Below are 14258 nucleotides of genomic sequence, written 5' to 3' on the forward strand. Positions count from 1 at the left end.
TTTTAATCAGTTATAGTGGATTCTTTAAAGTTAGTTTTGCAACGACTTCGGCTCTAGCAGTTTGTGGGAACATATCTACAGATTGCAGATACTCCACCCGATATTTTTTGCTGAGTTCAACCATGTCCCGAGCAAAAGTCGAAGGATTACACGAAATATAAACTATTTTTGGGATAGGATTTGCCAATATACAAGAGAGAAGTTTTTTATCTAGCCCCGTACGAGGGGGGTCAACAATTAGTCCGTCAACAGAAAAGCCTGATTGTAGCCACTCTGGAATAAGCACTTCTGCTGTACCAGCTTCATAGAATGTATTGGTTAGCTGTAACCGTTTCGCATTAAACTTAGCATCTTCAACTGCAGAAGGTATGATGTCCATCCCTCTTACTTCTTTTACAAAAGGAGCAAGAGCAAGACCGATGGTACCCACCCCGCAATACGCATCAATCACATGGTCAGAAGCTTTTGGATCGAGCGCTTGAATGGCTTGCTGATACAATACTTCTGTTTGCTTGGGATTTAGTTGGAAGAAGGCGCGTGCAGATAAGTCAAAAGTGACTTGATTAAGCGTTTCTTCGATACTCTCTTTTCCCCATAAATGAACTGTTTTTTCTCCCATGATTTGGGAGGTTTTTTTATTTTGGATATTTTGCATAACCGATACGACATCAGGCAACTGAGTCGTAATTTTTTCGAGCAACTGGCGTTTGGCCGGAAGCTTAGGACTGTGGGTAATAAAAACGACTTGGAGTTCACCAGTTTGTACACCAATGCGTACCATAACTGTTTTAATAATTCCGCTATTTTGTTGCTCATCGTAGATTGGAATCTTTAACTCAGAAAGAAAAGAAACGATAGCATTGATGACATTTGTGGTTGCTTTATCTTGGACCAAGCAGTCATCAATTGGAACTAATTTATGTGAGTTACTTTCATAGAGCCCACAGATAACTTTTTCATTTTCATCTTTGCGTATTTGAAACTGTAATTTGTTTCGATAGTGCCAAGGCTCACTCATTCCAATAGTTGGTTTGAGCAAATAGTTTTGATACCCATTTGGTTTGTATTTGATTAAAGCTTGCTTGACAATATCATTTTTAAATATCAATTGTTCAGGGTAAGCAAGATGTTGCAATTGACAACCTCCACATTTTTTATAAACCGGACAAGGTGGAAGGATGCGGTGTTTTGATTTTTTTAAGACCTTTATTAAATCTGCTTCGACAAATTTTGGTGCAATGGAGCTTGCTTTTACAAGCACAGTTTCTTTAGGTAAAGATCCAGGGACAAAAACAATAGTTTTTTTGTGAAAGCCAATCCCTTCACCATTGATACCAAGTCGTTTGATTGTCACTTGAAAAGAGTCGCCTTGTTTGATTTGATGTTGAATTTTCATGAGTTCATCCTTTGTTTAATAGAATAAATTTATTGTAGCACAGTGAGTGCTCAGAAACTAGAAGATAGACCATTCTATAGAAATAACAAAATATTGCAATTTTTAAAATTAACCAGTATTATACTAGTAACTAGACCAATTTTTTGGAGGGATAATATGTCTATATCAAATTTGCCTGTTTATATGCAGATTCACGATCAAATAAAAAAAGACATTGAAAAGGGAAAGTGGGCAATCGGAAGTCGTTTACCATCTGAAAGAGAATTAGCTGTTACATTTGGCGTAAGTCGTATGACACTAAGACAAGCAATCCAGAATTTATCAGAAGAAGGAATCTTGGAAAGAAAGATTGGTTCTGGCACATATGTCGCAAGTAAAAAGGTTCAAGAAAAAATGTCAGGTACGACTAGTTTTACGGAGATTATGCTGTTGCAAGGAAAAGTACCTTCTAGTAAGACCATTTCATATATAGAAGCGAAACCTAGTGCCAGTGAACAAGAAAAATTACTTCTTAAAGAAGAGGACACTGTTTTAAGAATGGAAAGAATTCGTTACGCGGATGATGTTCCAATCTGTTTTGAGGTAACGACTGTCCCGTTTAAACTTGTTCAAGGATATTCCAAGTCTGATATTACTCAATCATTATATCGTGTGCTTTCAGAAAAAAGAGGATTACAGTTAGGAAAAGCGGTTCAAAATGTTTCTGCGATGAGTGCAACTGAAACAATTGCCGAGTTCTTAAACGTAAAAAAAGGAGACGCAGTTTTAAGATTGAAGCAGGTTTCCTATCTTACTTCGGGCAAACCGTTTGAATATGTAAGAACACAATATGTAGGCAATCGATTTGAATTTATTTTTGAAAAATAATAAAAGCTTAAAAGTAGATTACAGTGGAATCTCAGTGTAAACTTCTGTGCCAATTTTTAAAGAGCATTGACTGTTTAAAAGATTAATGATGTCGGATTCAAATATTTTTACTTGTTGCTTTTGAACCAAACAATAGACGGTTACATCTTGTGCATAGTCAATATTTTTTATAAAGTAATTCGAGTGTTCAATAAAATGTTCCAGTTTGCTTAATAAAGAATAAGACAAAGTTACGATTATTTCTTTTTGAAGCACACCTTTTACTAACCCAATCTGAGAAATCCCTTCTGAAACAGCATGTGTATACGCGCGGATCAATCCACCAGCACCCAACTTTGTTCCACCAAAATAACGAGTAACCACTGCTAATACATTCGATACTTCTTGTTTCTTTAGAACTTCAAGTATGGGTACGCCCGCTGTTCCACTTGGCTCTCCATCATCTGAGCTTCGTTGGATTTCATTTCGCTCACCTAGAACAAACGCATTGCAATTGTGGCTGGCTTTCCAATGTTCTTTTTTTATACGGTGTATCTGTTCTTTGGCCTGAGATTCGGATGTGATTCTAAATAGAGAACAGATAAAGCGTGATTTTTTTACTTCTATTTCGTAGGATCCGTTTGCTTTTACTGTAATATAATCGTTCACTATGTACCTCCTAAAGATTGTTATGCTTCATTATAACAATGATTTGGGATGATGACAAAGTAGACGAGAAGTGGCAATCTTCACTCGGAAAGGGAGTGTGCTAGATGATAAAAATAGCTCATCGCCATGAAAAAAAGTATGATGCTTTGACCCAATATTTGAAAAGAAATGGTGGAATTCAAGTAACCTTGACGTTTACTCAATTTGATGAACTCTTGTTTCCAAAGACTGGTTTACCTAAAACTGCGAGAAAGAGTGCCGACTGGTGGCTAAATGATTATAAGCATCCGGAAAAAGGAGCGTATGGTTGGTTAAATAGTGGGTACGAAGTTGCTCATGTGAACTTAAAAAAAGAGTATGTGGTTTTTAATAAATTGATGAAATCTAAATTCCTTCGGTTTAACAAATAAAATAACGTATGAGCTCTATCGGATAATAATTTTTCAAGTGGCAGAAGTTTTTGCCACTTTTTTGCGTATATAATCTTAGATTGAAAAAGAAAGGAAAGAGTAGATGGATTTTTTTATGGACGAAAATTATTAGAAAGAGAGATACCAAACTCTAAAAAAAATAGGATGAAACATTTAGTAGTAGTCCCTTCGATGAAACTTGGAAAAACAGATATTCAATGTTTGCGCTGCGGGAGCAGTCATAGTAAAAAAAAGGTGGGACTACCAAAAGAAAAAATAAAGTTTTTCTATTGTCCCACCTGCATTCAGATGGGAAGAGTACGCAGTGACCAGCCCTTTTATTATCTAGAAGAGCCTGAGCCTATAGCTTGTAGAGAAATCAATTATTTCTGGAAGGGCACACTCACTGATTATCAAAAAAAAGCTTCTGCTGATTTAGTGACACATGCGCTAGCCAAACAGGACTTTTTGATTTGGGCAGTAACTGGCGCAGGCAAAACAGAGATGATTTTTGAAATGCTAAACCAAGCCTTGAGTAAAGATTGGCGGGTGTGTCTGACCTCTCCTAGAGTAGATGTTTGCTTAGAGCTATTTCCTCGGATTAAGGAAGTTTTTCCAAAAGAGAACATGGCTTTGCTGCACGGAGATGGAAAAGAACCCTATCATTATAGCAAGTTAGTGATTTGCACTACCCATCAATTGTTTCGATTTTATAGGGCATTTGATGTAGTTGTATTGGATGAGGTAGATGCTTTTCCATTCTCAGGGAATGTGGAACTTAATTATGCTGTTCGTCACGCTCGCAAAGAAGAGAGTGCGCTGGTGCTTCTGACAGCAACACCAGATAAACATTTACTTTCTCAAATAAAAAAAGGCCATTTATCTTATGTCAAAATCCCTAAAAGATATCATGGCTACCCACTTCCCCTTCCAAAAACAATTTGGCTGTCTCGTTTGCCTCAAAAAATTTCACAAGGGAGTTTACCGCCTAAGTTTCATACGCTTTTAAAAAAGCAATTGCGCAGTAAGCACAGATTACTGATTTTTTGTCCAACAGTTGAGCTTGTGATTAATTTACAAAGCGTGCTGTCGAAAGAATATAAGGGCTATTCTATTTGCGGGGTTTATGCAGAAGATTCAGAGCGTAAGAAAAAAGTGGAAAACATGAGAAAGGAACACTATGATGTTTTGATTTCAACAACTATATTAGAGCGAGGCGTGACATTTAAAGGAATTGATGTCTTTGTAATAAGTGCGAGTCATCAGGTATTTAATACAGCGTCTTTAGTACAAATAGCGGGCAGGGTTGGCAGAAACTATCAATTTCCAAGTGGAAAAGTTTACTTTTTTCATGAAGGAAAGTCAAGAGCGATGAAACTGGCAATCAAACAAATTAAAACGATGAATCGTGCCGATTAAAGGAGCAATTCAATGGAATGCAGCTTTTGTCTTGAAAAGATTCCTTTCGTCCATGAACTGATGGATATAGTTAGATTCAAATCAATTAGCGAAAAAGATATTTGCCCCAAATGTGCGCGTCTGTTTGCCAAAGTTACAGCTTCTTTTAGTTGTCAGAGCTGTGGACAGATGCTAGAGCAAGATGAATGTGAAGATTGCCGTGCTTGGAGAATAAATTTTCCGCCGTACGTCGTGAATCACAGAGCAATTTATTATTACAATCAAGCTATGAAAGAATGGTTTCGTACATTTAAGTTTTTGGGCAATGAACAGCTCGCAACCACATTTTCAACGGTTATCGAAAAAGCCCTAGAGAGCTATCAGGTTGACTATATCATTCCAATTCCACTTTCCACCGAACGAAGAGCTGAGCGTGGCTTTAATCAAGTAGAAAGTTTACTAGATGCAGCAAGGATTTCGTATACGAATATGTTACTAAAGAACACACACACTCAAAGTCAATCCAGTAAAAATAAAAAGAGTCGGCTAAAAATGGAGCAAGTCTTTAAACTGAAAAATGAATACAAAAATCGAATAGATGGGAAAAAAATTTTGCTCGTAGATGATATCTACACAACTGGGAAAACGATTTTCCAAGCCTATCAAGTCTTGACACTAGAAAGACCGCAAAGTATTGCAAGTTTTTCTTTAGCTAGATAATTTTCTTTAAAGTATTAAAAGATAAAGGGTGGTTTATTTGTCATTTAATAGGTAGTTAGGGTATAATGAATTTAGAAGAAAAGGCGAGTGGTCCGCCAATAAATTCTTTAATTTAAATGGTAGACGAAAGAGGGGACTGCATATGTTAAGATATAATGTTCGAGGAGAAAATATTGAGGTAACAGAAGCAATTCGTAATTACGTAGAGAAAAAAGTTGGTAAATTAGAAAGATATTTTGACCAAGCACCTGAAGCGAATGCACATATTAACCTTAAAGTTTACTCAGATAAAACTGCCAAAGTTGAAGTGACAATACCACTTTCTTCCATTCTTTTACGGGCAGAAGAAACTTCTCCAGATTTATACGCAAGTACGGATCTAGTCGTCGATAAATTAGAGAGACAAATTAGAAAATATAAGACAAAAGTAAATAGAAGAACGAGACAAAAAAGTTCTTTAGGAAAAGAAGAAGCACTGACATTTTTTGAAGAGCAAGCTTCAGATGAAACACCAGAGTTTGATATTGTTCGAACAAAACGTCTATCCTTAAAACCGATGGATAGTGAAGAAGCTGTTCTCCAAATGAACATGTTAGGGCATAACTTCTTTATTTTTGAAGATGCAGAAACAAACGGGACAAGCATCGTTTATAGAAGAAAAGATGGAAAATATGGCTTAATTGAAACTGAAGCTTAAAAAAACGACATTACGTCGTTTTTTTATTTTGAAAAGTAACCGAAAAATTGTTCCATTTATTCCGAATAAATGCTAGAATATTAGAGATGAATTCTAATATTCTAGCATTTTAGCCCAAATGAATTTAAATAAAACTGAAATATTTAAGCGAGAGAGGAACAAAAAATGGCGAATTTTCTAAAGAAGATAATTGAAAGTGATAAAAAAGAATTAAAACGATTAGATAAAATTGCAAAACAAGTAGAAACTTTTTCAGAAGAAATGGCAGCATTAAAAGATGAACAAATTAAAGAAAAAACCGAGGAATTCAAAGCGCGCTATCAAAAAGGGGAAACATTAGACCAACTGCTACCAGAAGCTTTTGCATTAGTCAGAGAAGCAGCTAAGCGAGTACTAGGCTTGTATCCTTACCATGTTCAGTTAATGGGTGGGGTTGTGTTACATGACGGCAATATTCCTGAGATGAAGACGGGTGAAGGGAAAACTTTGACAGCTACAATGCCTGTTTATTTAAATGCATTGACAGGTGAGGGCGTACATGTTGTTACCGTCAACGAGTATTTAGCGACTCGTGATGCTAGTGAAATGGGCGAACTTTATAACTTTTTAGGCTTGAGTGTTGGGTTAAATATTAATTCAAAAACGTCTGATGAAAAACGAATGGCTTATGCGTGTGATATCACATACAGTACCAATAATGAATTAGGTTTTGACTATCTACGTGACAACATGGTTGTTTACCGTGAGCAAATGGTACAACGACCGTTGAATTATGCTATTGTCGATGAAGTTGACTCCATTTTGATTGATGAAGCAAGAACACCACTAATTATTTCCGGACAAGCAGAAAAATCAACTGCTTTATATGTTCGTGCGGATAATTTTGTCAAACGTTTGAAAGAAGAAGAGGATTACAAAATTGACATTCAAACAAAAACAATTGGTTTAACAGAAGAAGGAATTGGAAAAGCAGAAGAAACATTTGGCTTAGATAACTTGTATGATATCGAAAATAGTGCTTTAACCCATCACTTAGATCAAGCTTTACGGGCAAACTATATTATGATTCGAGATTTTGACTACGTGGTTCAAGAAGGAAAAGTTATGATTGTTGACCAATTTACAGGTCGTATCATGGATGGGAGACGTTATTCTGATGGCTTGCATCAAGCAATTGAAGCCAAAGAAGGCGTTGAAATTGAAGACGAGACCAAAACAATGGCAAATATCACTTTCCAGAATTACTTCCGTATGTATAAAAAATTAGCTGGGATGACGGGTACAGCTAAAACCGAAGAAGAAGAATTTCGTGAAATATATAATATGCAAGTCATTCAAATTCCAACCAACAAACAAATTCTAAGAGACGACAAAGCAGATTTACTATATCCAACTTTGACGAGCAAGTTCCATGCTGTGGTTCAAGATATCAAAGAGCGTCATCGTAAAGGACAACCTATTTTAGTCGGAACTGTGGCAGTTGAAACCTCTGAGTTATTGTCAGATATGCTAAATAAAGAGCACGTGCCACATGAAGTTTTAAATGCGAAAAACCATTTTAAAGAAGCTGAAATTATTATGAATGCCGGACAAAAAGGTGCGGTAACGATTGCAACCAATATGGCAGGTCGTGGTACAGATATTAAGTTAGGCTTAGGTGTCAAAGAAGTTGGTGGGCTAGCTGTTATTGGGACAGAGCGTCATGAATCAAGACGGATTGATAATCAGTTAAGAGGACGTGCTGGACGTCAAGGAGATCCCGGAATGTCTCAATTTTATCTTTCTCTTGAAGATGATTTAATGAAACGCTTTGGCTCTGAACGAATTAAAGCATTCTTAGATCGCTTAAAAATTGAGGGTGAAGATGCAGTTATCCAAAGTAAAATGCTCTCACGTCAAGTCGAATCTGCGCAAAAACGTGTCGAAGGAAATAACTACGATACACGTAAAAATATTTTACAGTATGATGATGTGATGCGTGAACAACGTGAAGTTATATATGGGCAACGCAATCAAGTTATTCGAGAAGATAACAGTCTAAAAGAAGTACTCATGGGCATGATCGAACGAACCATTCATAGAGTGGTTGAGAGTCATACTCAAGTGGATCAAAAAGACTGGAATTTAGAAGGAATTGTTGATTTTGCTGGCTCTTGTCTCGTTCATGAAGAGGAAGTTTCAGTAAAAGACTTAGAAGGAAAAGATGCGAAGCAAATCGAAGAATTATTAGCAGCAAAAGCGAAAGAGGTTTATGCTGTTAAAGAGCAACAATTAGAAGGTTCTGACCAAATGTTAGAATTCCAAAAAGTAGTGATTCTAAGAGTAGTAGATACAAAATGGACAGACCACATTGACGCGATGGACCAATTGAGACAATCGATTGGATTGCGTGCATACGGACAAAATAATCCGCTTGTTGAATACCAACAAGAAGGTTATCAAATGTTTGAAACGATGGTTGGCGCGATTGAATATGAAGCAACTCGTTTATTTATGAAAGCAGAAATTCGTCAAAATGTCCAACGTGAACAAGTAGCTCAAGGAGATGCCCATCATCCCTCAGAAGAAGACGGCGTAGTGGAAGACAACCAAAAGAAAAAACCAATTCATGTCGAAAAAATTGGAAGAAATGATCTTTGTCCTTGTGGTAGTGGCAAGAAATTCAAAAACTGTCATGGGAAAAATGCATAAGAATAAACGAAGAGTATACAGTTTGAATCTACAAACTGTATACTCTTTTAAGGAGAAATAAATCATGGAATTAAGTGAAATCCGAAATTATCTAGAAGAGAGTAGTCAAAAGATTGCTGAGTTTAGGGGGTCTCTTTGACTTAGATCAATTGGAAGAAGATATTGCAGAAGCAGAAGAAAGAATGGCGAATCCTAGCTTCTGGAATGATAATGAAGCGGCTCAAGTAGTGATTAATGAAGCCAATTTACTAAAAGAAAAATATCAGCAATTTCACTCTTTAGAGCAAGAACAAGAAGAACTTGAAATGATGCTAGAAATGCAACAAGAAGAATTTGACGGACAAATGCAACAAGAATTAGAAGAGCGTGTACAAGTGTTTAAAGAGCGCCTTAGCACCTATGAGTTGACGCAATTATTAAGTGAACCTTATGATGCAAACAATGCTATATTAGAACTTCATCCAGGTGCAGGTGGCACAGAATCACAAGATTGGGGATCAATGTTACTTAGAATGTATACACGTTGGGCAGAAGCTCATCATTTTCAAGTAGAAACATTGGATTACCTTGCTGGGGACGAAGCAGGAATTAAAAGTGTGACTTTATTAATTAAAGGCTATAATGCTTATGGGTATTTAAAATCTGAAAAGGGAGTCCATCGCTTAGTCAGAATTTCACCATTTGATTCAGCAAGTAGAAGACATACCTCGTTTTGTTCAGTAGACATCATGCCAGAATTAGATGACAAAGTAAATATAGAAATCAATTCAGATGATTTAAAGATTGATACTTTCCGTGCAAGTGGAGCTGGGGGACAACATATCAATAAAACAGAGTCGGCTGTGCGAATTACACACATGCCAACTGGAATTGTTGTATCAAGCCAAGCACAACGTTCACAATTAAAAAATAGAGAACAAGCAATGGGCATGTTAAAAGCAAAATTGTACCAAGTGGAGCTTGAAAAAAAAGCACAAGAAGCTGCCAGTTTACGTGGAGAGCAATTAGAAATTGGATGGGGCTCACAAATAAGATCCTACGTATTCCATCCTTATTCGATGGTCAAAGATCATCGGACAAATTATGAAACCGGAAATGTTCAGTCTGTAATGGATGGGGATCTGGATGGATTTATTGATGCCTATTTAAGACAAAAGCTTTAAAAATATTACAATATGTAAAGAAAGAAATAAAAATGTAATGAATTGTCAGAACATGAAAATCAAACTAATGTTATAATGAGTAATAGTCTTTGTAATGAAGTTAAAAAATAGGGAGATTACCAATGATTGAAATGAAAGATGTTGCAAAAAAATATAGCAATGGAACTACGGCAATTCGTAATATCTCTGTCAGCATTGATCAAGGAGAGTTCGTATATGTTGTAGGACCAAGTGGTGCAGGAAAGTCAACGTTTATTAAGTTAATGTACCGCGAGGAGAAGGCAAACAAAGGGGTACTAGATGTTTGTGGATATGACCTTGTGAAAATTAAAAATAAACATATACCTCTTTTAAGAAGAGAAGTTGGCGTTGTGTTCCAAGATTACAAGTTATTGCCTAAAAAAACAGTATATGAAAATGTTGCTTATGCGATGCAAGTTATTGGCAAAAAGCCTAGAGAAATCAAACGTCGTGTAATGGAAGTATTAGATTTAGTTGGATTACGTCACAAAGTCCGTGTTTTCCCAACCGAACTATCAGGAGGGGAACAACAGCGTGTTGCTATTGCCCGTGCCATAGTGAATACGCCTAAAGTTTTAATTGCAGACGAACCAACTGGAAACTTGGATCCAGATAATTCTTGGGAAATCATGAAACTTTTGGATAGAATCAATGCCCAAGGAACGACAGTAGTAATGGCTACACATAATAGTACGATTGTGAATTCGATTCGTCATCGTGTATTAGCAATTGAAAATGGGCGCATTATTCGTGACCAAAGTGAGGGGGAATACGGCTACGATGATTAGAAGGATGTTCCGTCACTTGTTAGAAAGTTTTAAAAGCTTAAAGCGTAATGGTTGGATGACGATTGCTTCTGTCAGTGCTGTTACAGTTACATTAGTATTAGTGGGGGCATTTTTATCTTTGATATTAAATGTTACCAAGGTAGCTCAAGATGTTGAAAAAAATGTCAATGTTTCTGTGTTTGTACATATCGGAACGTCTAAAAAAGATATGAAGACACTAGAAAGTCAGCTGGAAAAAATATCCAACGTAAAAAATGTGAAATATTCTAGTAGTGAAGATCAATATAAGAAATTAGTGAAAAGCTTAGGAAATTCTTGGAAACTGTTTGATGGGGATAATAATCCACTTTATGACGTATACATTTTAAGTGTCAAAACTCCTGACGAAACAAAGAGTGTTCAACAGGCTGCACAAAAGCTTGATAATGTGTTCAAGGCTGATTATGGTGGTTTATCTTCTGATAAAATTTTAAAAATGTCTGATAGTATTAAAAAATGGGGCACTGGAGCAACGATTTTATTACTCTTTGTTGCAATATTCCTAATATCAAATACGATTCGGATTACGATTATATCAAGAAAAAGAGAAATTCAAATCATGCGTTTAGTTGGTGCCAAAAATGGTTATATTCGCTGGCCATTTTTCCTCGAAGGTGCTTGGATTGGTGTCTTAGGTGCGGTTGTCCCTATTCTCTTGATGAGTTTTGGTTATACAAAAGCATTTTTGATTATTAATAAAAGTTTGATTACATCGAATTACTCTTTGATTGCCCCCAACGAATTAATTTTTAAAGTGAATCTCCTGATGTTAGCCATTGGAGTTGTCATAGGGTCATTGGGATCTATTCTATCTATGAGAAGATTTTTGAGAACATAAAGAAAATAGAAGTGAGCAGGAGCAACCTGTTCACTTTTTCTTTACATTTTCTTAATAGTTCGTTATTGTATAAAAGAATGATATTGTTTGGGAAAGTAGGAAGAATATGACATTTATTTCAGAAAATTATTTGACAGTTTTATTCTGTTTAAACCTATTGTTGAGTTTGGCTATTATCTTTTTGGAAAGAAAAAATACAGCTCAAACTTGGGCTTGGTTGTTGGTCTTGATGTTTGTTCCAATTGTGGGATTTATTTTGTACATATTTGTTGGAAGAGGAATCTCGAAAGATCGAATCTTTGATTTGCGCTTGCAAGATCGTCTTGGTTTGCAAGAAGAGCTCGCCAATCAAAAGAAAAAGCTGCAAGATGGGACTTTTCCGTTGCCTAACATGCAGACTGTAGATGCCAAACAACTGATTTATATGATGACGGTGTATGATAACTCTTTGTTTACAACAAATAATGAAGTAAAGTTGTTTACCGATGGTACGATTAAGTTTGATGCTTTATTAGAAGATATCGCGAATGCGCGACATCATGTCCACATTCAATACTATATATATCGAAATGATGATTTAGGCATAAAGGTGCGCGATGCCTTGATCAAAGCAGCTAAACGCGGGGTACAAGTTAGACTTTTGATTGACGCTTGGGGTTCAACAGGAGTCGGGAAAAATTTTTTTCAGCCACTTAAGGATGTTGGAGGACAAATCCAAGATTTTTTCCCAATATTTTTACCTTACATCAACCCGCGATTGAACTACCGAAATCATCGGAAAATTGTTGTAATTGATGGACAAATAGGTTATACCGGTGGTTTTAATGTCGGCAATGAGTATTTGGGGAAAGTCGAAAAATTTGGCTATTGGCGAGACAACCACTTAAGAATTTACGGAGAAGCTGTTTATTCACTGCAAAATCGATTTTTAATGGATTGGAATTCACAGCATAAGCCTAAAGCAGCGATTGAACCGGAATATTTTCCTGTCATTTTATCGACAGGAAACAAGGATATTCAAATTGTGACAAGTGGCCCAGATAGCGAACACGAACAAATCAAAATGGTTTATCTGAAAATGATTAATACAGCAAAAAAAGAAATACTGATTCAAACCCCCTATTACATTCCAGATGATTCAATCCACGAGGCATTGAAGCTCGCGATGTTATCTGGGGTAAAGGTTCACTTACAAATTCCCAATAAACCAGATCATATGTTGGTATATTGGGCGACGTATTCTTTTGCTGCTGAGTTGCTAGATTTAGGTGCAATTATTGAGACTTATGAAAATGGTTTTATCCATGCGAAAACAATGATTGTGGATGAAGAAGTAGTATCAGTTGGCTCAGCCAATATTGATATTCGTTCTTTCCGCTTAGATTTTGAAGTGAATGCAGTAGTATATAGTAAAGAAACCGCTCAAGAGGTTAAAAATGCCTTTTTAGAGGATTCGAAAAAATCAAAAGTGTTAACAAAAGAAATATATCGTAAACGTGGTTTTATCATTAAGATTAAAGAGGGATTAGCACGTTTGATTTCACCACTATTATAAAAATTGAACAATGACTGCTGTGTCGGTATTCTCACAACAATCATTGTTCTTTTTTTGAAGAAAATTAAATTTTTCTATAGAAATACTTGCTTTTTTTTAATATGACCTATATGTTAAGAAGGTAATGTAAAAATATTGTAAAAAAGAAATTGGGAGGATTCCTTTGTGAAAAAAATTATCGGATTAACCGCTTTAATTACAGGACTGTTTGTGATGGCTGGGTGCGACAAAGGTCAGTCTATAAATATAGTAGGTTCCTCAGCCATGCAACCGCTAGTTGAGGCAGCAAGTGAACAGTATAGTAGTAAGGAAGTTGGAAAATTCATTAATGTCCAAGGTGGCGGGAGTGGTACTGGCCTAAGCCAAGTCCAGTCAGGTGCTGTCAATATTGGAAACTCTGACTTGTTTGCAGAAGAAAAAACCGGAATAGATGCAAGCAAGCTGGTTGATCATAAAGTAGCGGTCGTTGGACTTGCACCGATTGTAAATAAAAATGTAGGAATTAAGAATATATCAATGAAAGACTTGGCTGCGATTTTTACAGGTAAAATCACCAACTGGAAAGAACTTGGTGGGAAAGATCAAGACATTGTTTTAATCAACCGTGCTGCCGGCAGTGGTAGTCGCTATACCTTTGAGAAGATTGTTCTTAATGGGAAAACGTCTATTCGAGCACAAGAGCAGGATTCAACTGGAATGGTGCGCCAAATTGTAGGCTCGACACCTGGGGCAATTAGTTATGTTTCTTTCTACTATATTGATCGTAGTGTACAAGCGCTCTCCATTGATCAGGTGAAGCCAGATGAGGATCACGTGAAAACCAATGCTTGGCCCATTTGGTCCTATGAGCATATGTATACCAAAGGAGCAGCAACAGGACTTACAAAAGACTTTTTAGAATATATTCTTTCGGATACTGTTCAAGACAAACTAGTTCCAAAGTTGGGATATATTCCAATCTCACAAATGAAGGTAGAAAAAGATGCCTCGGGAACAGTTAAGCAGTTGAAGCAATAATCATTAAGGG

At 36.4% G+C, this 14258-nt stretch carries 13 protein-coding genes; 11 read left to right on the forward strand and 2 right to left on the reverse strand.

Annotation, left to right across the window (positions count from 1 at the left end; genetic code table 11):
* Positions 1-10: 10 nt before the first annotated feature.
* Complete coding sequence (gene rlmD / locus CBF30_RS01305; RefSeq protein ID WP_126821982.1) at positions 11-1396, reverse strand: 23S rRNA (uracil(1939)-C(5))-methyltransferase RlmD; 1386 nt, start codon at positions 1394-1396, stop codon at positions 11-13.
* Positions 1397-1558: 162 nt separating this feature from the next.
* On the opposite strand from rlmD, the gene CBF30_RS01310 reads away from it, so the two are divergent.
* Positions 1559-2263 carry a GntR family transcriptional regulator gene (locus tag CBF30_RS01310; protein ID WP_211340477.1) on the forward strand — a complete coding sequence of 235 codons (705 nt, stop codon included), beginning with the start codon at positions 1559-1561 and terminating at the stop codon, positions 2261-2263.
* A gap of 18 nt (positions 2264-2281) precedes the next feature.
* Here CBF30_RS01310 and CBF30_RS01315 read toward each other — a convergent pair whose 3' ends face one another.
* A complete protein-coding gene (locus CBF30_RS01315) occupies positions 2282-2914 on the reverse strand; it encodes a YigZ family protein (protein WP_126821986.1) in 633 nt (210 codons plus the stop codon).
* Between the two features lie 101 nt (positions 2915-3015).
* On the opposite strand from CBF30_RS01315, the gene CBF30_RS01320 reads away from it, so the two are divergent.
* The 10 genes from CBF30_RS01320 (at position 3016) to CBF30_RS01365 (ending at position 14248) form a co-directional block, all read left to right on the forward strand.
* On the forward strand, positions 3016-3321 hold the full coding sequence (locus tag CBF30_RS01320; protein WP_126821988.1) for a DUF7662 domain-containing protein: 306 nt from the start codon (positions 3016-3018) through the stop codon (positions 3319-3321).
* A 192-nt stretch (positions 3322-3513) separates the two neighbouring features.
* Positions 3514-4740: an ATP-dependent helicase ComFA gene (locus CBF30_RS01325; protein WP_170168904.1), complete on the forward strand. Its 1227-nt coding sequence runs from the start codon at positions 3514-3516 to the stop codon at positions 4738-4740.
* Between the two features lie 12 nt (positions 4741-4752).
* Positions 4753-5439: a ComF family protein gene (locus CBF30_RS01330; protein ID WP_126821992.1), complete on the forward strand. Its 687-nt coding sequence runs from the start codon at positions 4753-4755 to the stop codon at positions 5437-5439.
* A gap of 142 nt (positions 5440-5581) precedes the next feature.
* The gene (hpf, locus tag CBF30_RS01335) at positions 5582-6136 is read left to right on the forward strand and encodes a ribosome hibernation-promoting factor, HPF/YfiA family (protein WP_126821994.1); all 555 of its coding nucleotides are present in this window, start codon (positions 5582-5584) and stop codon (positions 6134-6136) included.
* A 165-nt stretch (positions 6137-6301) separates the two neighbouring features.
* Complete coding sequence (gene secA, locus CBF30_RS01340) at positions 6302-8827, forward strand: preprotein translocase subunit SecA (RefSeq protein ID WP_126821996.1); 2526 nt, start codon at positions 6302-6304, stop codon at positions 8825-8827.
* Positions 8828-8891: 64 nt separating this feature from the next.
* A protein-coding gene (gene prfB, locus CBF30_RS01345) for a peptide chain release factor 2 (RefSeq protein ID WP_126821998.1) occupies positions 8892-9990 on the forward strand; the annotation gives its coding sequence in 2 pieces (ribosomal slippage) (positions 8892-8963 and positions 8965-9990; 1098 coding nt in all).
* 122 nt (positions 9991-10112) lie between these two features.
* Positions 10113-10799, forward strand: coding sequence for a cell division ATP-binding protein FtsE (ftsE, locus tag CBF30_RS01350; protein WP_126822000.1), 687 nt, complete (start codon positions 10113-10115; stop codon positions 10797-10799).
* Entirely contained in the window at positions 10792-11676 is an 885-nt protein-coding gene (gene ftsX / locus CBF30_RS01355; RefSeq protein ID WP_126822002.1) for a permease-like cell division protein FtsX, read from the forward strand. The genes ftsE and ftsX overlap by 8 nt, the downstream gene beginning before the upstream one ends.
* A gap of 106 nt (positions 11677-11782) precedes the next feature.
* Positions 11783-13231: a cardiolipin synthase gene (gene cls / locus CBF30_RS01360; RefSeq protein WP_126822004.1), complete on the forward strand. Its 1449-nt coding sequence runs from the start codon at positions 11783-11785 to the stop codon at positions 13229-13231.
* Between the two features lie 165 nt (positions 13232-13396).
* Positions 13397-14248 (forward strand): phosphate ABC transporter substrate-binding protein PstS family protein, encoded by an 852-nt coding sequence (locus tag CBF30_RS01365; protein ID WP_211340459.1) that lies wholly within the window; start codon positions 13397-13399, stop codon positions 14246-14248.
* Positions 14249-14258 lie beyond the last annotated feature (10 nt).

The sequence above is a fragment of the Vagococcus entomophilus genome, assembly GCF_003987595.1.
In the GTDB taxonomy this organism is placed as follows: domain Bacteria; phylum Bacillota; class Bacilli; order Lactobacillales; family Vagococcaceae; genus Vagococcus_E; species Vagococcus_E entomophilus.

Coding starts and splice junctions, on each gene's coding strand:
- rlmD (WP_126821982.1), bottom strand. CDS start 1,396: ATGAAAATTCAACATCAAATCAAACAAGGCGACTCTTTTCAAGTGACA.
- CBF30_RS01320 (WP_126821988.1), top strand. CDS start 3,016: ATGATAAAAATAGCTCATCGCCATGAAAAAAAGTATGATGCTTTGACC.
- secA (WP_126821996.1), top strand. CDS start 6,302: ATGGCGAATTTTCTAAAGAAGATAATTGAAAGTGATAAAAAAGAATTA.
- CBF30_RS01325 (WP_170168904.1), top strand. CDS start 3,514: ATGAAACTTGGAAAAACAGATATTCAATGTTTGCGCTGCGGGAGCAGT.
- ftsE (WP_126822000.1), top strand. CDS start 10,113: ATGATTGAAATGAAAGATGTTGCAAAAAAATATAGCAATGGAACTACG.
- CBF30_RS01330 (WP_126821992.1), top strand. CDS start 4,753: ATGGAATGCAGCTTTTGTCTTGAAAAGATTCCTTTCGTCCATGAACTG.
- ftsX (WP_126822002.1), top strand. CDS start 10,792: ATGATTAGAAGGATGTTCCGTCACTTGTTAGAAAGTTTTAAAAGCTTA.
- cls (WP_126822004.1), top strand. CDS start 11,783: ATGACATTTATTTCAGAAAATTATTTGACAGTTTTATTCTGTTTAAAC.
- hpf (WP_126821994.1), top strand. CDS start 5,582: ATGTTAAGATATAATGTTCGAGGAGAAAATATTGAGGTAACAGAAGCA.